Annotated in this window: 22 protein-coding genes and 1 tRNA gene; 18 read left to right on the top strand and 5 right to left on the bottom strand. The window is 46.9% G+C overall.

Annotated features, from left to right (window positions below):
* Position 1: 1 nt before the first annotated feature.
* Positions 2-1,861 carry a Fe-S protein assembly chaperone HscA gene (gene hscA / locus HMPREF2608_RS00955; RefSeq protein ID WP_070825674.1) on the bottom strand — a complete coding sequence of 620 codons (1,860 nt, stop codon included), beginning with the start codon at positions 1,859-1,861 and terminating at the stop codon, positions 2-4.
* 245 nt (positions 1,862-2,106) lie between these two features.
* Here hscA and rpsF point away from each other — a divergent pair, with 245 nt between their 5' ends.
* The 5 genes from rpsF (at position 2,107) to mltB (ending at position 4,765) form a co-directional block, all read left to right on the top strand.
* A complete protein-coding gene (rpsF, locus tag HMPREF2608_RS00960) occupies positions 2,107-2,478 on the top strand; it encodes a 30S ribosomal protein S6 (RefSeq protein ID WP_004519252.1) in 372 nt (123 codons plus the stop codon).
* Complete coding sequence (gene priB, locus HMPREF2608_RS00965; RefSeq protein ID WP_180947864.1) at positions 2,475-2,777, top strand: primosomal replication protein N; 303 nt, start codon at positions 2,475-2,477, stop codon at positions 2,775-2,777. Before rpsF ends, priB begins: the two co-directional genes overlap by 4 nt.
* 6 nt (positions 2,778-2,783) lie before the next feature.
* Positions 2,784-3,014: a 30S ribosomal protein S18 gene (gene rpsR, locus HMPREF2608_RS00970; RefSeq protein WP_003678863.1), complete on the top strand. Its 231-nt coding sequence runs from the start codon at positions 2,784-2,786 to the stop codon at positions 3,012-3,014.
* Between the two features lie 16 nt (positions 3,015-3,030).
* Positions 3,031-3,483 (top strand): 50S ribosomal protein L9, encoded by a 453-nt coding sequence (gene rplI / locus HMPREF2608_RS00975; protein WP_036490126.1) that lies wholly within the window; start codon positions 3,031-3,033, stop codon positions 3,481-3,483.
* 202 nt (positions 3,484-3,685) lie between these two features.
* A complete protein-coding gene (gene mltB, locus HMPREF2608_RS00980) occupies positions 3,686-4,765 on the top strand; it encodes a lytic murein transglycosylase B (protein ID WP_070825675.1) in 1,080 nt (359 codons plus the stop codon).
* Between the two features lie 57 nt (positions 4,766-4,822).
* On the opposite strand, the gene HMPREF2608_RS00985 is transcribed toward mltB, so the two are convergent.
* The gene (locus HMPREF2608_RS00985) at positions 4,823-5,536 is read right to left on the bottom strand and encodes an aldose epimerase family protein (RefSeq protein ID WP_070825676.1); all 714 of its coding nucleotides are present in this window, start codon (positions 5,534-5,536) and stop codon (positions 4,823-4,825) included.
* 198 nt (positions 5,537-5,734) lie between these two features.
* Here HMPREF2608_RS00985 and dnaX point away from each other — a divergent pair, with 198 nt between their 5' ends.
* The 3 genes from dnaX to HMPREF2608_RS01000 all read left to right on the top strand — a co-directional run bounded on the left by dnaX (position 5,735) and on the right by HMPREF2608_RS01000 (position 8,918).
* A complete protein-coding gene (dnaX, locus tag HMPREF2608_RS00990; RefSeq protein ID WP_070825677.1) occupies positions 5,735-7,738 on the top strand; it encodes a DNA polymerase III subunit gamma/tau in 2,004 nt (667 codons plus the stop codon).
* A gap of 90 nt (positions 7,739-7,828) precedes the next feature.
* Positions 7,829-8,164: a YbaB/EbfC family nucleoid-associated protein gene (locus HMPREF2608_RS00995; protein ID WP_003678854.1), complete on the top strand. Its 336-nt coding sequence runs from the start codon at positions 7,829-7,831 to the stop codon at positions 8,162-8,164.
* 187 nt (positions 8,165-8,351) lie between these two features.
* On the top strand, positions 8,352-8,918 hold the full coding sequence (locus tag HMPREF2608_RS01000) for a hypothetical protein (protein ID WP_070825678.1): 567 nt from the start codon (positions 8,352-8,354) through the stop codon (positions 8,916-8,918).
* Between the two features lie 260 nt (positions 8,919-9,178).
* On the opposite strand, the gene HMPREF2608_RS01005 is transcribed toward HMPREF2608_RS01000, so the two are convergent.
* Positions 9,179-9,254, bottom strand: a tRNA-Asn gene (locus tag HMPREF2608_RS01005).
* 139 nt (positions 9,255-9,393) lie between these two features.
* Positions 9,394-9,885, bottom strand: coding sequence for a hypothetical protein (locus HMPREF2608_RS01010; RefSeq protein WP_003678851.1), 492 nt, complete (start codon positions 9,883-9,885; stop codon positions 9,394-9,396).
* 180 nt (positions 9,886-10,065) lie between these two features.
* On the opposite strand from HMPREF2608_RS01010, the gene dapF reads away from it, so the two are divergent.
* From dapF to HMPREF2608_RS01030, 4 genes are all read left to right on the top strand, one after another.
* Positions 10,066-10,917: a diaminopimelate epimerase gene (gene dapF / locus HMPREF2608_RS01015; protein ID WP_070825679.1), complete on the top strand. Its 852-nt coding sequence runs from the start codon at positions 10,066-10,068 to the stop codon at positions 10,915-10,917.
* Entirely contained in the window at positions 10,914-11,516 is a 603-nt protein-coding gene (locus HMPREF2608_RS01020; RefSeq protein WP_070825680.1) for a hypothetical protein, read from the top strand. Before dapF ends, HMPREF2608_RS01020 begins: the two co-directional genes overlap by 4 nt.
* 105 nt (positions 11,517-11,621) lie before the next feature.
* On the top strand, positions 11,622-12,554 hold the full coding sequence (gene cysK / locus HMPREF2608_RS01025; RefSeq protein ID WP_141761444.1) for a cysteine synthase A: 933 nt from the start codon (positions 11,622-11,624) through the stop codon (positions 12,552-12,554).
* A 144-nt stretch (positions 12,555-12,698) separates the two neighbouring features.
* Complete coding sequence (locus HMPREF2608_RS01030) at positions 12,699-13,208, top strand: membrane lipoprotein lipid attachment site-containing protein (RefSeq protein ID WP_049344413.1); 510 nt, start codon at positions 12,699-12,701, stop codon at positions 13,206-13,208.
* A gap of 822 nt (positions 13,209-14,030) precedes the next feature.
* Here the strand turns inward: HMPREF2608_RS01030 and HMPREF2608_RS01035 are convergent.
* Positions 14,031-14,414 carry a YkvA family protein gene (locus tag HMPREF2608_RS01035; RefSeq protein ID WP_049329785.1) on the bottom strand — a complete coding sequence of 128 codons (384 nt, stop codon included), beginning with the start codon at positions 14,412-14,414 and terminating at the stop codon, positions 14,031-14,033.
* A gap of 462 nt (positions 14,415-14,876) precedes the next feature.
* On the opposite strand from HMPREF2608_RS01035, the gene sdhC reads away from it, so the two are divergent.
* The 6 genes from sdhC to gltA all read left to right on the top strand — a co-directional run bounded on the left by sdhC (position 14,877) and on the right by gltA (position 19,843).
* A complete protein-coding gene (gene sdhC, locus HMPREF2608_RS01040; RefSeq protein ID WP_003686156.1) occupies positions 14,877-15,254 on the top strand; it encodes a succinate dehydrogenase, cytochrome b556 subunit in 378 nt (125 codons plus the stop codon).
* Positions 15,248-15,589 (top strand): succinate dehydrogenase, hydrophobic membrane anchor protein, encoded by a 342-nt coding sequence (sdhD, locus tag HMPREF2608_RS01045; RefSeq protein WP_004519264.1) that lies wholly within the window; start codon positions 15,248-15,250, stop codon positions 15,587-15,589. The genes sdhC and sdhD overlap by 7 nt, the downstream gene beginning before the upstream one ends.
* Positions 15,590-15,591: 2 nt before the next feature.
* Positions 15,592-17,355: a succinate dehydrogenase flavoprotein subunit gene (gene sdhA, locus HMPREF2608_RS01050; protein WP_070825683.1), complete on the top strand. Its 1,764-nt coding sequence runs from the start codon at positions 15,592-15,594 to the stop codon at positions 17,353-17,355.
* Between the two features lie 119 nt (positions 17,356-17,474).
* On the top strand, positions 17,475-18,182 hold the full coding sequence (locus tag HMPREF2608_RS01055) for a succinate dehydrogenase iron-sulfur subunit (RefSeq protein WP_003678833.1): 708 nt from the start codon (positions 17,475-17,477) through the stop codon (positions 18,180-18,182).
* A 3-nt stretch (positions 18,183-18,185) separates the two neighbouring features.
* Positions 18,186-18,434, top strand: a complete 249-nt coding sequence (locus HMPREF2608_RS01060; protein ID WP_003678830.1) for an FAD assembly factor SdhE — start codon at positions 18,186-18,188, stop codon at positions 18,432-18,434.
* A 125-nt stretch (positions 18,435-18,559) separates the two neighbouring features.
* Positions 18,560-19,843, top strand: coding sequence for a citrate synthase (gene gltA / locus HMPREF2608_RS01065; RefSeq protein WP_063068027.1), 1,284 nt, complete (start codon positions 18,560-18,562; stop codon positions 19,841-19,843).
* Positions 19,844-19,949 lie beyond the last annotated feature (106 nt).

Raw genomic sequence — 19,949 nt, forward strand, 5'->3', positions numbered from 1 at the left:
ATCAAATATTATCAACGCTTTGACCCGTCAGCGCGCGTTGGATATTGCGGTTCATGCGTTTGGCGGCGAAGTTGTCGGTGCTGTGGCTGAGCTTGGCGACGGCGGAGCGGATATCTTCGGCTTTACCGTCTTTCAGACGGCCTTGCAAGTCGGCGATGTCTTGCTGGATTTGTGCAAGCTCTTCGGCATCAAGCAAATCGCTATCCAACTCAAGGGCAGCATTAACGGCGTCGGTCAGGCTTTCGGCTTCGACTACGGCTTCGGCACGTGCGCGTGCGGCCATGTCTTCGGCAGCGTTACTCATGCTATCTTTGAGCATTTGGGTGATGGTGTTGTCGTCCAAGCCGTAGGAAGGTTTGACTTCGATTTGCGCCTGTACGCCGGTGCTTTGTTCTTGGGCAGAAACGGATAGCAAGCCGTCGGCATCAACTTGGAAGGTCACGCGGATACGCGCTGCGCCTGCGGCCATAGGCGGAATGCCGCGCAGGGTAAATTTGGCAAGGCTGCGGCAGTCGGAAACGAGTTCGCGCTCGCCTTGTACGACGTGTATCGTCATGGCGGTTTGACCGTCTTTGAAAGTGGTAAAGTCCTGCGCACGGGCGGTAGGAATGGTGGAGTTGCGAGGAATGATTTTCTCGGCAAGACCGCCGTAGGTTTCCAGACCAAGCGATAAAGGCGTAACGTCAAGCAGCAGCCATTCGCCGTCGGTTTTGTTGCCGGCAAGGACGTTCGCCTGTATGGCGGCACCGAGTGCGACCACTTCGTCAGGATTGAGGTTGTTCAGCGGGGTTTGTCCGAAGAATGTGGCAACTGCTTGTTGAACGTGCAACATGCGGGTAGAGCCGCCAACCATAATCACGCCTTTAATGTCGGCTTTGGTCACGCCTGCGTCTTTCAGTGCTTGTTTGACCGGCTCTATGGTTTTTTGCACCAGATTTTGGGTCAGATTGTGAAACTCTTGGCGGGTAATAACAGTATGGACTTTATAGCCGTCTGAAAGTGTGGTTTCGATAACGGCTTCGGTTTGAGTGGTCAGTTTTTCTTTGGCGGCACGGACAAGGGAAAGCAGAAGCTGGCTGTCTTGTTCGTTGAGTTTGGAAAGGTCGTTTTGTTCGAGTAGGTGGCAGAACAAACGATGGTCGAAGTCGTCGCCGCCCAATGCGCTGTTGCCACCGGTAGCTTTGACTTCAAACAGGCCTTTAGTCAGTTGCAATACGGATACGTCGAACGTACCGCCGCCCAAGTCGTAAACGACAAACGTGCCTTCCGAGGCATTGTCCAGCCCGTAGGCGATTGCGGCGGCGGTCGGCTCGTTGAGCAGGCGCAAGACATTCAAACCTGCCAAACGCGCGGCATCTTTGGTGGCTTGACGTTGGGCATCGTCGAAATAAGCGGGTACGGTAATGACGGCGCCGACCAAATCGCCGCCTAAGGTTTCTTCGGCACGCGATTTGAGGGCTTTGAGGATTTCAGACGACACTTCGATAGGCGTTTTGGCACCTTGGCGGGTGTTCAGCTCGACCACGCGCTCGTTGGGCGTGAACCGGTAGGGCAGGTATTGCGCGTCCTGAGCGAGGTCGGCAAGCGTGCGGCCGATAAGGCGTTTGGCGGAGCTGATGGTATTTAGCGGATCGGTTTTTTGTGCGGAAAGGGCGTTTTTGCCGACTTCGACTCCGCCATCCAAATAACGGACAACCGAAGGCAGGGTGGTGCGGCCGTCTGAATCGGGCAGGCAGACTGCGCTGCCGCTGCGTACGGTGGCCACCAAGCTGTTGGTTGTACCTAAATCAATGCCTACGGCAAGGCGGTGTTGATGGGGGGCGGCGGACATGCCGGGTTCGGAAATCTGCAAAAGAGCCATGATTGTGTGCCTTCTGATGCTGTATTTATTAGGATGGGGCAGATTTTAGCAGATTTTTGGCGGATAGTTGAGTGGTTTGCTAGGAAATAACCCTAAGGCCTAATGTTGTTTTTTGATTGAAAAGAAAGTAGATTTTGAATTCAGACTTGTATTTTTTAAGAAATGCGGATAAAATTCAGCCTCTTTGCCTTGCCTTTTACTTCGCATGGTGAAAGGCTGTTTTTAATCATCCATAAGGAGATAACATGCGTCATTACGAGATCGTGTTTATCGTTCATCCTGATCAAAGCGAGCAAGTGCCTGCTATGGTTGAGCGTTACAAAACCATGATTACTGAAGCCAACGGTAAAATCCACCGTTTGGAAGACTGGGGCCGTCGTCAATTGGCTTACCCAATCAACAAAATCCACAAAGCACACTATGTTTTGATGAATATCGAAACTACTCCTGAAGTGGTTGAAGAGTTGGAAACTGCTTTCCGCTTCAATGATGCCGTACTGCGTCACCTGACCATCAAAACAAAACACGCTGTAACTGAAGCTTCCCCAATGCTGGGTGGCGAAAAAGCAAAAAACTTGCTGAACGGTGCGGCTGAAGAAGTTGCAGCAGCCGAATAAGATTGAATAATCTGATTAAGCTTACCGCCCGTATCTTGCAGGTTCAGCCTTTGAGATATACGCCGGCAGGAATTCCTGTTTTAGATATTGTGTTGCAACATGAATCTTGGCAGGAAGAAAACGGACAGAAATGTCTGGTCAAATTTGAAATTCCCGCGCGGATTTTAGGTAAGCAGGCTGAGGAATGGCAGTATCGGCAAGATGCCGTCATCGAGTCGGAAGGTTTTTTGGCGCAACGCAGCCAACGCTTCCCCAAGCCGGTACTACGCATACAGAACATTAAAGAATATAAAGGTTAAACGACAATGGCTCGTCAATCATTCAAACGTAGAAAATTCTGCCGCTTTACGGCTGAAAAAATCCAAGAAGTTGATTACAAACAAGTTGATTTGTTGAAAGACTTCATCTCTGAAAACGGCAAAATCATCCCTGCCCGCATTACTGGTACTAAAGCACACTACCAACGTCAGTTGGCTACTGCTGTGAAACGTGCCCGTTTCCTGGCTCTGTTGCCTTACACCGATCAACACAAATAATTTTGGAGTTTAAATCATGCAAATTATTCTGTTAGAAAAAATCGGCGGTCTGGGTAACTTAGGTGACATCGTTACCGTTAAAAACGGTTACGCACGCAACTTCCTGATCCCTGCCGGTAAAGCAAAACGTGCAACCGAAGCCAACATGAAAGAATTCGAAGCACGCCGCGCTGAATTGGAAGCCAAACAAGCTGAAATCTTGGCTGATGCTAAAGCCCGTCAAGAAAAACTGGAAGGCCAAACCATTACTGTTGCTCAAAAAGCCGGTGTTGATGGTCGTCTGTTCGGTTCTGTTACCAATGCTGACATCGCTGAAGCGATTGTTGCGACCGGTATCCAAGCTGCTAAAGCAAACGTACGTCTGCCTAACGGTCCTTTGAAAGCTGTTGGCGAATACGAAGTTGAAGTGGCTCTGCACACTGACGCTGTTGCTAAAATTACCGTTGCTGTTGTTGCAGCCGCTGAGTAATTGATTTATTCAAGGCCGTCTGAAAATCAAGGGTTTCCTTGAATTTCAGACGGCCTTGTTTATCTGCTTGAGCCGAAGTAAGTAAATATCGATTTGTCTATATTTTTTAAGTCTGTTTGGAAATATAGCGGAAGAGATGATGTATTGGCCGAATATTCATTCGTGTTCGGGTTTGTCGTATTATTTAGTAAAGAGATTATTTATGAATAAAATCAAAATCTTTGGGATAGGTCTGACTGCTTTGGCTTTAGCTTCATGCGGCACTCCGCAAAAGCCTGCTGTTGATACGGCAAAACCTGTCGAGCCTGTTTCCTCTGCAAAACGACCTGTATTTGATGCTGCGGCTGAATCTGTTGCCAGCAGCGGTTTTAATGAGAACGTCAATGTTCAGCAGTTTATCCAATATGAAGTGAAAAACCGTCGTTTCAGTGCGGAAGAATTGCGTAACTTCTTTAATGGTGTGGTGTATAAAGGCAATATTATTACCATTATGTACCGCCCAAGCACTTCGCGTCCTTGGTATGAATTCCGTACCGGTAACTCCGGTGCAGCCAAATTTAACGGCGGCAGACAATTCTATGCGGCAAACCGTGCTGTAATCGATGATGTGGCACGCAAATACGGTGTTCCTGCCGAATTGATTGTGGCGATTCTCGGTATTGAAACCAATTATGGCAAAAATACGGGTAGCTTCCGCGTTGCCGATGCTTTGAGTACATTGGCCTTTGATTATCCACGCCGTGCCGAATTTTTCCAAAACGAATTGAGCGAACTTTTGCTGATGGCAAAAGAAGAAAAAGAAAATATCTTTGACTTCAAAGGCAGCTATGCCGGCGCGATGGGTATGCCGCAATTTATGCCTTCCAGCTACCGTAAATGGGCGGTGGACTATGATGGTGATGGTCATCGCGATATTTGGAATAATGTCGGCGATGTGGCGGCTTCTGTCGCCAATTATATGAAACAGCATGGCTGGCAGACCGGCGGTAAGATGGTGGTGCCGGTCAGTCTGACGATTACGCCGCACTTGCAGGCGATTATCGATGAGAAAACTGCCTTGACGCGCACTGTCGCAGATTTCAAAGCTTTGGGTGTCGTGCCTCAAGCTGCTGTTGCGGATAATGAAAAGGCTGTATTGTATGCTTTGGAGACCAGCCCGGGCGTATTTGAATACTATTTGGGCCTGAATAACTTCTACACAGTATGGCAATACAACCACAGCCGCATGTATGTAACAGCGGTACGCGATATTGCGAATGCAATCAATAACAATGGACTGTAAGCCATAAGAAAACCACCCGTTTGGGTGGTTTTTAAATATTGAGGATTTGTAAGGGGGTTAAGCCATTAGTCTGATTTTCATGACGTAACGTTTTTTGCTGTGCCCTGAAACAAATTGTCCGCCTCGGGCAGGGGATAAAAACGCATTGCCTTCTGCGGTTGGCTCTGCACAAGTATATTGGCCGTTTCGATCGCTCCAGAGTGCGTACACAGGCAGATTGTGGGTGCGGATATCTAGTTTCAAGCCGTCAAATGCAACGTGTGCATCCTGGTCGGAGGAAACAAATTCGGTATGGGAGATATAGTCGGCATCGTATGGTGCGCCGTTGAAATCAAATTGTGTGCCGGCAGCGGTAAAGTAGGGGTGGAATCCTGGGGACGTGCGGACGGGCGATTCGCCGTAATTGCAGACGGTCAGGATGGCAATGGCTTCATTTTCGTTAGGTAGGCTGTAATCGAGCAACCATTCGACGTGTTCATAGCCTTTTTCTGTGCTGATTAATTTCAAGCCGATATCCGATTCATTTTGATGACGGATTTCCCAGTCTGAAGTTCTGCCGAAACCATGTTGGGCCAGATGATTTTTGCTGTCCGGTCCGAATTGGGGTAAGCAAACGTGCATGCCGCCGCGTAATTTTGTATCATCGCCCACGTGGACGCTGGTTTTCGGAAATAAGACTTCCCGTCCTTTTAGAATCAGGGAGTCAATATATCCGCCTATTGTATTGACTTGCATAGTGGCTGATTTGTTGTGTAGTATGATTTCAGTCATAATGATTTGAGTTTCAAATTGTTTATCATTTATGTAGTATTATAACATTGCGATGACATGCTGTCGCTGTCGGCTTGATAGAAAATCCTTAATAAAAATCAAAAAAATGCTAGAATATATGCCATTTTCTGAGGCCGTCTGAAAAGCGGATAATTCTTTTCAGACGGCCTTCCGATTTATTTCCCGTAGAGAAACAACATGGCTTATCAAGTTCTTGCACGAAAATGGCGCCCGAAAACCTTTGCCGATTTGGTCGGTCAGGAACACGTCGTCAAAGCTCTGCGCAACGCGCTGGACGAAGGCCGTCTGCACCATGCCTATCTGCTGACAGGGACGCGCGGTGTGGGTAAAACCACGATTGCCAGGATTTTGGCCAAGAGTTTGAACTGCGAAAATGCCGTGCATGGCGAACCATGCGGTCAGTGTGAAAGCTGTACGCAAATCGACAGCGGCCGTTATGTGGATTTATTGGAAATCGACGCGGCATCGAATACCGGTATCGATAATATCCGCGAAGTGTTGGAAAACGCCCAATACGCGCCGACAGCGGGTAAATACAAAGTCTATATCATCGACGAAGTGCATATGCTTTCCAAAAGCGCGTTCAATGCCATGCTGAAGACTTTGGAAGAACCGCCTGAACACGTTAAATTTATTTTGGCGACCACCGATCCGCATAAAGTCCCCATTACCGTATTGAGCCGCTGTTTGCAGTTTGTTTTGCGCAACATGACAACCCAGCAGGTTGCGGAGCATTTGGCGCATGTCTTGGATCGTGAAAACGTTCCTTATCAGCCACAGGCTTTGCAACTTTTAGGCCGTGCCGCCGCCGGCTCGATGCGCGATGCGTTGAGTCTTTTGGATCAGGCGATTGCCATGGGTTCGGGTAAAGTGGCCGAGCAAGATGTCCGCCAGATGATCGGAGCGGTCGATAAACAATACTTGTTTGAATTGCTTGAAGGAATCATCAATCAAAACGGTGAGGCCTTGCTGGAAAAAGCTCAGGAAATGTCCGCCAGAGCGATTGGTTTTGACAGCGCATTGGCAGAATTGGCCATGATGTTGCAACGTTTGGCTTTGATTCAAACCATTCCTTCCGCCTTGGCAAATGACGATCCTGAACGTGAAACTTTGCAGCGATTAAGTCAGGCTTTGAGTGGTGAGCAGATTCAGCTTTATTATCAATGTGCTATTCATGGCAAACAGGATTTGCCGCTGGCTCCGGACGAGTATGCCGGTTTTGTCATGACGCTTTTGCGCATGCTTGCATTTGCGCCGTTGGCCGCTTCGGGTTGCGATACGCAAAGTCAGATTGAACACACGGATTTGCATTCCGACCATCAGAAAGCTGAGGCCGAAAAAAAGCCTTTTCAGCTGCCGAAATCTGAGCCGATAGCAGCACTGGCGGTTGAGAAAGAGGCTGTTTCTGCCAAGCAGGATACCGTTGAAAGGCCGTCTGAAGAAACGGTTCAGCCTGTTCAGCAACAACAGGCGGATGTGCCACCTTGGGAAGATATGCCGAGCCAAGTATCGGCTGAGCTGCCTCAAACACAAACGGCGCAGATGCAAGAAACTGCGGAGTCATTGCCTGTTGCAAAAGTTCAGATGGCCTCTGAGCCGGAAGAATATCCGCACATGGATGAGGAAATTCCGCCTCCGTTTTTTGATGAAGCATATACATATGAAGATTCACATCATGCTAATGTGATGGAAGTACCACAGCCGGTTGCATCTGCTGAGTCTGAAGAAGAGGAGGGGGATGATGAAGAGCTTCAGTTCGCTCCTTTGCCTGAGTTTAAAACAGAGAATTGGCACAGCATTATCGAACGCTTTGCCCGTAAATTAGGCGCAGCGCAGATGTTGGCGCAAAATGCGGCATGGACGAGTTATGATGCGGAAGCAGGTTTAATCATGCTGTCGTTGACGGATGAAGCCAAAGCCACTGCCAATAAAGAGCGCTTGGACAAAATCTGCCAGACGTTGAGCGAGGCCTACCATCTTGGCAATTTAAGGCTGCAAACTGAGCCTTGGCAGGATGATAAAGGCTGGGAAACGCCGGTGATGCGCCGCAAACGTATTCAAGAAGAAGGACGGCAGCAGGCGCAAGATTTGCTGGAAGCGGATACAACGGCGCAGAAAATCTTGCAAACCTTTGAAGCACAATGGCTACCAGATTCTTTAGAGTTGGCAGGACATTCTTAAAATACTGACATACAAGGCTGTCTGAAAAGCAATAGCGTTTTTCAGACGGCATGAGTGAAACCCATTTATTCAAACCCATAGGAGTAAAACATGTTCGGAAAAGCCGGATTAGGCGGCCTGATGAAACAGGCTCAACAAATGCAGGAAAACATGAAAAAGGCACAAGCCAAGCTGGCTGAAACCGAAGTTGAAGGCGAAGCAGGCAATGGTTTGGTAAAAGTTGTGATGACGTGTTCGCACGTTGTCCGCAAACTTGAAATCAGCCCTGATTTGATTCAAGAAGCCGCTGACGACAAAGAAATGTTGGAAGATTTGGTATTGGCCGCTATCAATGCCGCTTCTGAAAAAGCCGAAGAAACCACCAACAAAACCATGGGTGCGTTTACCCAAGGCCTGCCGGCAGGTATGGGCGACTTCTTCCGCTAAACCCACGCAGCAAAGCAAACAAAGGTCGTCTGAAACACTAAAAATCAGTTTCAGACGGCCTTCGCATTATCTGTTTTGCAGATTGAAATCAACATATCGGCAGTTATTCCGCCGCAGGCATATTGAGTGTTTATTGCATTCAAATCCGCTCAACTAATATTAAAAACCAACCGATACACCAAACAAAATGAAACCGTCCCTTCCCATCTGCTCACTTCTTTTAAGTTGTATGTTCGCCGCAGCAAGCGCAAACAGCTTTGCCGCAGAAACCATCCTTACTTCTCCGGACAAGCAGTTCAGCATTAAAAAAGTCTGCAACCACAAAACCCAAGAATGCTCTTTCTTTGCAGGCAAAAAAGCCATCGAAAAAAATCTTCCCGCAGACAGAACAAGTTATAAATGGCTTGGCAATACCTTCGCATTAAGAACCAGCTTCGGGTCGTATGATTCCTACACCACCTTCGCCGACCGTACCCACAAGCCCCATACGCTTTCCTCCGTCATCGCCACCGACAGCAAAATGCAATGCGCCGTAACCGCAGATAATAAAGGCGTGTCTTTCTACTCGCTGTTCTGCGACAAACCCGTCAAATTCATTGCTGCAAACGACAAAAAATTTGGCTTCCCCCAAGATGTTGCCACGCTGGAATCCGTCGTCGAGGCAGAGTTCAAAGGCAAGAAAGTCTACATGACGTATATAAACAAAGCCGAACGCAATGTCTCGGTCGTTTTAGACAATCCGTGTGTGAAATGATGTGCCAAATTGATGGACAAGGCTGTCTGAAAAGATGCCGTTTATTCAAAAAACGAAACAGCCCGAAACCTGATTGAAAAAGGTTTCGGGTTGTTTGCACCTGTTCGCCAGACGAAGTGAGTAGGGCGCAATGCGTGCCAGTTTGGCGGATAGAGACCTTGGCAAAGGTCTTATGAGGATTCAGGACTTTCTTTGGAAAAGAACAATGGCTCCTTATTAAGGTAAAAAAAGCCTGAACAGAAGTTCAGGCTTTTTAAATTTGGCTCCCCGACCTGGGCTCGAACCAGGGACCTGCGGATTAACAGTCCGTCGCTCTACCGACTGAGCTATCGGGGAATGGGGCGTATTATAATGGCTGGAAAAAATGTGTCAATCCATATTTTCAAGAAAATAGTGCAAAATATTTCAAATGTTTGAATGTTAAAAATATTTTGTAATCAAGTTTCACATGCTTCCCAGCCGTTTCAGACGGCCTTTAGTATTTGGCGTTAACCAATTTACCGTTTTGGAACACTTGCTGCTGCATTACCGTGCCGTTGTAAGCGTAAGTAGTTAACGAGCCGTTGCTTGGCGTGGCGCGGAACTGCATCAGTTGGTTGCGGCTGAGGACGTAGGGATCCGTGCGTTTTTGGCTGTTGTCGCTGTAAAAGTCTTGGACGACATATTCGTTGTTGCGTTTGCTGATCAGTTGGCGATGGAAGCCGCCTTTGACTGCGCTGTTGCTGGGTGTGCCGTGTGCATCAAAATAGGTCACGATTTGTTCTTCTGAGATACGGATGCCGTCTGAATCCGTGCCTTTGGTGGTTTTGGTTTTGTCCAAGCCGACAGGGATGTTGATGGATGTACCCAAGCCGACATGGCGGCCGATGCTGGTGCCAACGCCTAAGCCGACGGAAACGCCGGGCGTGCCGACTGTACATGCGCTGAGTGAAGCGGCCAAAAGGGCAGGTAAGAGAACTTTTTTCATAATGTGTATCCTTGTAATAAGAAATGTTTGTAATGTGGGAAGTATAGTATTTTTGCGGGGTGGCTGGTGTTAGTATTGGTAAAAGGGCGCAAGGCCGTCTGAAAAACAAGATAGAAACGAATATATCATTCTGGTGTAGAATGTGCCGAAATAATGATTTAATAAGAATGTGAATGAATAATGAAAACTTTGAAATTTACGAAGATGCACGGCTTGGGCAATGATTTTATGGTGGTCAATGCCATCGAACAGGACTTTGATCCATTGGCTGCGCCGCTTGCCCAATGGGCAGACCGCTATCGCGGCGTGGGTTTTGATCAGTTTTTGGTAGTGGAGAAGCCTTCTTCTGATGCGGTCGATTTTCGGTACCGCATTTTCAATGCCGATGGTCGGGAAGTAGAGCAGTGCGGCAATGGTGCACGTTGTTTTGCGCGTTTTGTCGCGGATAAGGGTTTGACGGATAAAACGGAAATTTTGGTCGAAACGGCCAAAGGGATTATTGTGCCGAAGCTGTTGGATAACGGTTTGGTTACCGTCAATATGGGTAAACCGCGTTTCATGCCGTCTGAAATTCCGTTTGTGCCTGCGCATGGTGAAAATGAAGATGCGCTGACACATATTGTCTTGGTCGGTTTGGAATCTGTACCGGTAAGCTGCGTGAATATGGGTAATCCGCATGCGGTGATTTTGGTTGATGATGTTGAAACTGCACCGGTGGAGCATTGGGGCAGCACTATTGAATCGCACGAGCAGTTCCCTGAACGGGTCAATGTCGGCTTTTTGCAGGTCGAAGATGAATTGTCAGTTCGCCTGCGCGTGTTTGAACGTGGGGTGGGGGAAACTCAAGCTTGCGGCACTGGAGCGTGTGCGGCCGTGGTGGCAGGCGTGCGCAATGGCTTGCTGAAAGCGGGTGCGCCTGTGCGTGTTACTCTGCCTGGGGGCGAACTGTTTATCAGTTGGGAAGAAGGCGGCGATGTGCAAATGACCGGCCCTGCTGAAACCGTTTTTGAAGGCGAGTTGCAGTATTCATGATGGTTTCTTTGGATTTTTGGTTTGCCGTCGCGTATGCTGCGGTATCATTGGCATTTATTTTTCGCGTACAGCGGTTTCAATGGCTTTGGGCTGCGGTGTTGTTGTGGCTGGGGGTTTCGGCATTGGGTGCACGCTTGTTGCCCGGAATGTGGGGCTTTACGCATACAGGCCCTTTGTTCATCCCTCATTTTTATCTGACAATCGCCAGTATTTTCTTCTTTATTGATGATTGCAGTAAAACGGAAGACAAAAAGTTTTGGTCGGCAGGCAAATATGCCGGTTTGACCTTGTTTGCGGTTTCCAATGTCGTCATGACTTTGGCTTTTGTTTTCTTGGCAGGCGTGGTTTATTTCATCTTGCCGCTGGCAGGCTCGGTTTTTGCATGGGCGGCCTTGCTGAAAATTTATGCCTTAAAACCGATTTATTGGTTTGTTTTGCAGGGCGTGTTGATGCTGGTGTTTTATCTGCACCGCGTGGTCGTGTGCAGGCAGTCAGCGGCTTTGTTTAGTGCTACTCAGCTGCAAATGGGTTGGCTGGTTGCGGTTGTCATGCAGGCTGTGGTTGCCATGGCTTTGATTTTTGAACGGGGCGGATATTAATTTATCCAAACTAAAAGTTATAATGAAAGAAATTTTCGATATTGGTTTTTCAGACGGCCTGAGTTTAATATGCAGGCTATATCACATCTAAATCTGGAGCAGGAAATGAAAATTGCAAATAATATTACCGAGCTGATCGGCAACACCCCTTTGGTGAAATTGAACCGTTTGACCGAGGGTTTGAAAGCGCAAATCGCCGTTAAACTTGAATTTTTCAATCCGGGCAGCAGCGTGAAAGACCGTATTGCCGAAGCCATGATTGAAGCGGCGGAGCAAGCCGGTAAAATCAATAAAGATACCGTTATCGTTGAGGCGACCAGCGGCAATACCGGTATCGGTTTGGCAATGGTGTGTGCGGCCCGCGGTTATAAATTGGCGATTACTATGCCTGAAAGCATGAGTAAAGAACGTAAAATGCTGCTGCGTGCATTCGGTGCAGAGCTGATTTTGACACCGGCTGCCGAAGGTATGGCAGGCGCTATCGCTAAAGCCCAGTCTTTGGTGGACGAACATCCAGATACTTACTTTATGCCGCGCCAATTTGATAACGAGGCTAATCCTGAAGTTCACCGCAAAACCACTGCCGAAGAAATTTGGCGCGATACAGACGGCCAAGTTGATATTTTCGTGGCCGGCGTGGGTACAGGCGGTACGATTACCGGCGTGGGCGAAGTATTGAAAAAACACAAACCCGAAGTTCAAATCGTGGCTGTTGAGCCTGAAGCTTCCCCGGTATTGAGTGGGGGTGAAAAAGGCCCGCATCCGATTCAAGGTTTGGGCGCAGGCTTTATCCCCAGTGTTTTGAATACGGCTATTTACGACAGCATTATCAAAGTACCTAACGAAGCAGCGTTTGAAACTGCGCGCGCTATGGCTGAGAAAGAGGGTATTTTGGTAGGTATTTCTTCAGGTGCCGCAGTATGGAGCGCATTGCAACTGGCTAAAAAACCTGAAAACGAAGGCAAGCTGATTGTTGTCTTGTTGCCATCGTATGGCGAACGCTATCTTTCTACGCCTCTGTTTGCAGATTTGGCATAATATAGGATTGTTGTTAAAAGGCCGTTTTCAGACGGCCTTTTTGCGTATGAGCTTGAGATATCGTATGAAATCTGTTGTAATTCAGTTAATGAGCTTTGAATACCGTTATTCAAAAGCTGGTTTCTTCAACGAATCATGCTTATAATGCGCATTATGAAAAAATACATTCTTCCTATCCTTGCTGTGGCGGCACTTGCCGGTTGTGAATCGATTTATGTTCCAACATTGAAAGAAGTGCCAGTTCGACCAACCAACGTCAAGAAACCTAAGGCTGATTCACAAGTTTCAGCTACCGGTTATCATTTGGCTCCTTCGCATTGGGCAGATGTTTCCAAGATTCATGATGAAGCACGTCGCTTGAGTACCCAAGTGAGCCAAGGTAGTTTGACCAAAGTTCAGGCTGCCCAATATTTGAACCGCTTCCGTATCCAACAAGTGGGACGCAACTCTGTTGATGACAGTATGTACGAAGTTTATCTGCGTTCTGCCGTTGACAGCCAACGTGGTGAAATTACTACTGAGCAATCCAAACAGTACATCCAAGGTGCTTTGCGTGGTTGGCAGCAACGTTGGAAAAACATGGATACCAAGCCAAGCAATCCTGCGTTTACCAACTTCCTGATGGAAGTTATGGGTATGCAACCTTTGAAATAAAAAAGTCATAAGCTGAGAAGGCCGTCTGAATATTCAGACAGCCTTCTTTTTATATGTATGTGTGTCGTTGAATTCTATTTAGTATTATGTTTTTCAAATTTCAAAACAAACAACAGCGTTTTTTCTATTTATTGACTACGGCTGTTTTTATTTCGGTCGTTATGGTTATATGGTCTTATGCGTGGTCGAAATATTTTGATTTAGGAGCGAATGAGTCAAGAGAGGCTGTAGAGATTGCAGGATTGAGTCTGTTATTGCAGTTTTTTTTATGCCTACCCTATTTTTGTTTCAAGAGATATATTTTTACTTCTCTTGCGATTACATCGATTATTAATGGAGTATATCTGTATTTGTATTGGATGTCTTCTACGCCTCCCTGTTGCGGAGATATGGGGCAGGGTTTGATTACTATGCTGTATATGTTTATTTCAGGTGTATATTTCGTTGTTTCATGTGGGATTATTATTGACTATTTGCATTCTAAGAAGGTTCAAAAAAATAAGAAGTCATCATAAGTTGATATATGATGGAGAAAAGGCCGTCTGAAACCTAGATTTTAGGTTTCAGACGGCCTTTTATTTTGCTGTATTGTAAACGTTGTTTGCCGATGCGACACAAGTCTGTCTGTTCTAATGGTGCACGATATCGCCAGTAATAAACCTATAAGGTTTTTCGAAGTGAAATTCTTACACTGCGAGAGCTAAGGTCAGGGATTTACCCTGGCTGTTGTTAAGGTAGGCAGAAAGTGCAGAGTGGTTTTTCATAGGCGATTTAGGTGTATTTGAAGAAAAAGTGTGTCCGACTTGTGGTTGGTGCGTGTAATTAAGAACCAAACAGCTTGTCAGCCGCTTGACGGGCTTTTTCTTGAATATCTTCGGTCAGATAGTTTTTCATCTGAGAATAAACCAGCGCAATGACGGCAATGTCATCGCTGAAGCCAAATGGAATCAAAAGGTCGGGAATGCTGTCGATAGGGCTTAGAAAATAAACCAGTGCACCGACAATAATCATTTTAGCCCGTTTGGGCGTGTGTTCGGATTCCCAAAGGTAATAAAGTGCATAAAGCTGTCGGACGACAGGTTTGCCCAGGCGGCCGGCAAAGCGTCCGAGTTTTTTCATAAAACCGGATGTGTCCAAGTTTCGACGGCGGAAGGAGGGGATGTAGTCTTCCGGATCGGGTGTGTTTTGATGAGGGGAGTGTGTCATGATGCAGCTTCCTTATAAGGTATGGAAACATTGTTGGTGTTGTGCTGTATTTTAGTCCATCTAGAGATGGATGAAATGTCTTTGAATGTATAACTATGTAAGAGTAGTGGTGATAATGCAATGGTAATAAGTTAAGAATGGCTTATGCCTTTGTAAAGATTAGGTATCAAGAGTGAGAATTTATCTCACAATAGATACAATTCTCAAACAATAATGATGTTATCGTAAGTGCTTTGATGGGGAGATGGCTTAATTGCAGGAAAGTAACAAAAAAGGCTAGCCACGCAAAAAAAAATCTAAGAATGATTGTTTGATTTTATTAGTCTTTTGGTAAAAATCATTAGAGCATTCATAAATTGCACTGTTCAAAATGAGATAAAACAGGTAAATTATGGTTTATGTAGCTTATTGTAGTGCTGAGCTATAGGTTTTGAGCTGATAATAAATCTAGAGGAACTGACCATGTCCGCCAAATCACGCCCGGTATTTTTGGAAATTCCGAATATCCGATTGCCCATACCGGGGATTGTATCTATTCTTCACCGTATCAGCGGCGTCGGCTTGTTTGTGATGCTGCCTGTTCTCTTGTATTTCTTCTCCGGAACGCTGGATCGCGAAGCATCGTTTGAAGCATATCGTTCTGCTATCTCCAATCCGTTTGTGAAGCTGATCCTTATCGGTCTGTTGTGGGCATATCTGCACCACTTTTTCGCCGGTATCCGCTTTCTGTTTTTGGATGTACACAAAGGCTTGGAATTAAATACTGCCCGTGCTACTGCTAAAGTTGTATTTGCTTCTGCTTTGATTCTGACCGTCGTTTTGGGAGCTTTGTTATGGTAGAACGTAAATTGACAGGTGCGCATTACGGTTTGCGCGATTGGGCAATGCAACGTGCAACTGCGGTCATCATGTTGGTGTACACCGTGGTTCTTTTGGTTGTTTTGTTTACGTTGCCTAAAGAATATTCGGCATGGCAGGCATTTTTTGATCAAACTTGGGTGAAAGTATTTACCCAAGTGAGCTTCTTGGCCGTATTCCTGCATGCATGGGTAGGTATCCGCGATTTGTGGATGGACTACATTAAGCCTTTCGGCGTGCGTTTGTTTTTACAAGTTGCCACCATCGTTTGGTTGGTCGGCTGCTTGGTATATTCAGTTAAAGTAATCTGGGGGTAAATATGAGTTTTCCTGTTCGCAAGTTTGATGCCGTGATTGTTGGCGGTGGTGGTGCAGGTTTACGCGCAGCCCTCCAATTGTCTAAATCCGGCCTGAATTGTGCTGTTTTGTCTAAAGTATTCCCAACCCGTTCTCATACTGTAGCGGCTCAAGGCGGTATTTCTGCTTCATTGGGTAATGTGCAGGAAGACCGTTGGGATTGGCATATGTACGATACCGTGAAAGGTTCTGACTGGTTGGGCGACCAAGATGCGATTGAGTTTATGTGCCGCGCAGCGCCCGAAGCCGTAATTGAGTTGGAACACATGGGTATGCCTTTTGACCGTGTGGAAAGTGGCAAAATCTACCAACGTCCTTTCGGCGGCCATACTGCCGAACACGGTAAACGTGCGGTAGAACGTGCATGTGCGGTTGCCGACCGTACCGGTCATGCGATGTTGCATACTTTGTACCAACAAAACGTCCGTGCCAATACACAATTCTTTGTGGAATGGACGGCGCAAGATTTGATTCGTGATGAAAACGGCGACGTCGTCGGTGTAACCGCCATGGAAATGGAAACCGGCGAAGTTTATATTTTCCACGCTAAAGCTGTTATGTTTGCTACTGGTGGCGGCGGTCGTATTTATGCTTCTTCCACCAATGCTTATATGAACACCGGTGACGGTTTGGGTATTTGTGCCCGTGCAGGGATTCCGTTGGAAGACATGGAATTCTGGCAATTCCACCCGACTGGTGTAGCCGGTGCTGGTGTATTGATTACCGAGGGTGTGCGCGGTGAGGGCGGTATTCTGTTGAATGCCGATGGCGAACGCTTTATGGAACGTTACGCTCCAACCGTAAAAGATTTGGCTTCCCGTGACGTGGTTTCCCGTGCGATGGCTATGGAAATCTACGAAGGTCGCGGCTGTGGTAAAAACAAAGACCACGTATTGCTGAAAATTGACCATATCGGCGCAGAAAAAATTATGGAAAAACTGCCGGGCATCCGCGAGATTTCCATCCAGTTTGCCGGTATTGACCCGATTAAAGACCCGATTCCTGTTGTGCCGACTACCCACTACATGATGGGCGGTATTCCGACCAACTACCATGGCGAAGTTGTTGTTCCGCAAGGTGAAGATTACGAAGTGCCTGTAAAAGGTCTGTATGCAGCAGGTGAGTGTGCATGTGCTTCCGTACACGGTGCGAACCGCTTGGGTACCAACTCCCTGTTGGACTTGGTGGTATTCGGTAAAGCTGCCGGCGACAGCATGATTAAATTCATCAAAGAGCAAAGCGACTGGAAATCTCTGCCTGCTAATGCCGGCGAATTGACCCGCCAACGTATCGAGCGTTTGGACAACCAAACCGGCGGCGAAAACGTTGATGCATTGCGTCGCGAACTGCAACGCTCCGTACAACTGCATGCCGGCGTGTTCCGTACCGATGAGATTCTGAGCAAAGGCGTTCGAGAAATCATGGAGATTGCCGAGCGCGTGAAACGTACTGAAATCAAAGACAAGAGCAAAGTGTGGAATACCGCGCGTATCGAAGCTTTGGAATTGGATAATCTGATTGAAGTAGCGAAAGCGACTTTGGTGTCCGCCGAAGCGCGTAAAGAATCGCGTGGCGCACACGCTTCAGACGACCATCCTGAGCGCGATGACGAAAACTGGATGAAACATACCCTGTATCATTCAGATACCAATACTTTGTCTTACAAACCGGTGCATACCAAGCCTTTGAGCGTGGAATACATCAAACCGGCTAAACGCGTTTATTGATGAGTTTTCAGACGGCCTTTACCTTAAAGGCCGTCTGAAACCTAACCATACCCACATTGAACTGCTTGAATTCATAATACAAAATCATTGGGCAGTTTATGAGAAAAGGAACACTTCTCATGGAAAAAATGAGTTTTGAAATTTACCGTTACAACCCGGACGTTGATGCCAAACCTTATATGCAACGTTACGAGTTGGAATTGGAACCAACCGACGTTAAACTTTTGGACGCTTTAGTGCGCCTGAAAGCACAAGACGATACATTGTCTTTCCGCCGTTCTTGCCGCGAAGGTATTTGCGGTTCTGACGGTATGAACATCAACGGCAAAAACGGCTTGGCATGTCTGACTGATTTGCGCAGCCTGAAACAGCCGGTCAAAATCCGTCCTCTGCCGGGCCTGCCTGTTATCCGCGACCTGATTGTGGACATGACCCAGTTCTTCAAACAATATCACTCCATTAAACCTTACGTTGTCAACGACAATCCGATTGATGCGGACAAAGAGCGTTTGCAAACTCAGGAAGAGCGTAAAGAGTTGGACGGTTTGTACGAGTGTATTTTGTGCGCCTGCTGTTCGACTGCCTGCCCATCATTCTGGTGGAACCCTGATAAATTTGTTGGTCCGTCTGGCTTGCTGAATGCTTACCGTTTCATTGCGGATAGCCGTGATACCATCACTAATGAGCGTTTGGATAATCTGAACGACCCATACCGTTTGTTCCGTTGCCACACCATTATGAACTGCGTAGACGTATGTCCTAAACACTTGAATCCGACCCGAGCCATTGGTAAGATTAAAGAGATTATGTTGAAACGAGCCGTTTAAGAAATGATGGTTTTTGACGATATTGCCAAACGGAAAATCCGTTTTCAAACCCGCCGGGGATTGTTGGAATTAGACTTAATCTTCGGTAGGTTTATGGAAAAAGAATTCGAGCACCTGAGTGATCAGGAGTTGTCCGAATTTTCCGAAATCCTCGAATTTCAAGACCAAGAGTTACTTGCCTTGATTAACGGACATTCGGCGACGGACAAGAAACACCTGATTCCCATGCTTGAAAAAATCAGACAGGCATGACGTGTTATAGAGCTTGTTTGCGATGCCAATCCGAACAAGCTCTTTCCATACTGAGGCCGTCTGAAAAAAAAGGACCGTGCCGCTTGGGCGGCAACGAAAGCCCCAACTTACAAAGGAGTTTAAGAATGTCTAAATCAGTCAAGCTCACCACCCCAAATCAAGAGACCTTGGAACTGCCAGTATTGGAAGCAAGTATAGGCCATGATGTGGTTGATATTCGTACTTTGACTAAAAATACAGGTCTGTTTTCCTTCGACCCCGGATTCGTGTCAACTGCAAGTTGCGAATCCAAAATCACTTATATTGATGGCGATGAAGGTCTGTTGTATTACCGTGGTTATCCTATCGAACAGCTGGCCGAAAAATCCGATTACTTGGAAGTTTGCTATCTGTTGATTTACGGCGAACTGCCTACCTCTGAACAGAAAAAAGAATTTGATGCCACAGTCGGTCGCCATACTATGCTGCATGAACAGCTGACTTGGTTCTTCCGCGGATTCCGTCGCGATGCTCATCCGATGGCGATGATGGTGGGTGTGGTTGGCGCGCTGTCTGCGTTTTATCAAGACAGCTTGGATATTACCAATCCTGAACACCGCAAAATTGCGATTTACCGCTTAATCTCCAAAATTCCGACAATTGCGGCAATGTGTTACCGTTATTCCAATGGTCTGCCGTTCAATTATCCAAAAAATAACCTTTCCTATGCTGAAAACTTCTTGCACATGATGTTCGCAACACCATGTGAAGAATATAAACCTAATCCAGTATTAGCTCGCGCGCTCGACCGCATCTTTATTTTGCATGCCGACCACGAGCAAAACGCCTCTACTTCGACTGTACGTTTGGCCGGCTCTTCAGGCGCGAACCCATTTGCCTGTATCGCTGCCGGTATCGCCTGTCTGTGGGGTGCTTCACATGGCGGTGCAAACGAAGCTGTGTTGAAGATGCTGGACGAAATCGGCGATGTGTCTAATGTTGCCGCATACATGGAAGGTGTGAAACAACGCAAATACCGTCTGATGGGCTTTGGTCACCGCGTATACCGCAATATGGACCCCCGAGCCAACATCATGCGCGAAACCTGTTATGAAGTCTTGAAAGAATTGGGCTTGGAAGACAGTCCTAAATTCAAGCTGGCGATGGAATTGGAACAAATTGCACTGAAAGACCCATTCTTTGTTGAACGCAAGCTGTATCCAAACGTCGATTTCTACTCCGGTATCGTCTTGTCCGCATTGGGCATTCCAACTGAAATGTTTACCGTTATCTTCGCATTGTCGCGCAGTGTAGGTTGGATTTCTCATTGGCATGAAATGATTAGCGATCCGGCGCTGAAAATCGGTCGCCCACGTCAACTGTATACCGGTGCGGAACGTCGTGATTATGTTCCGGTAGATAAACGCTAACAGACAATATATTAATATATTGTTAAAAAGTCGTTTGAAAAAATCGAATTGTTGTTTTCAATGAGGTTGACCCGTAATTAATTAAGTTGATAACAGGTAATTTGAT

The sequence above is a fragment of the Neisseria sp. HMSC064D07 genome, from assembly GCF_001837185.1.
Taxonomy (GTDB): Bacteria; Pseudomonadota; Gammaproteobacteria; order Burkholderiales; family Neisseriaceae; genus Neisseria; species Neisseria flavescens_C.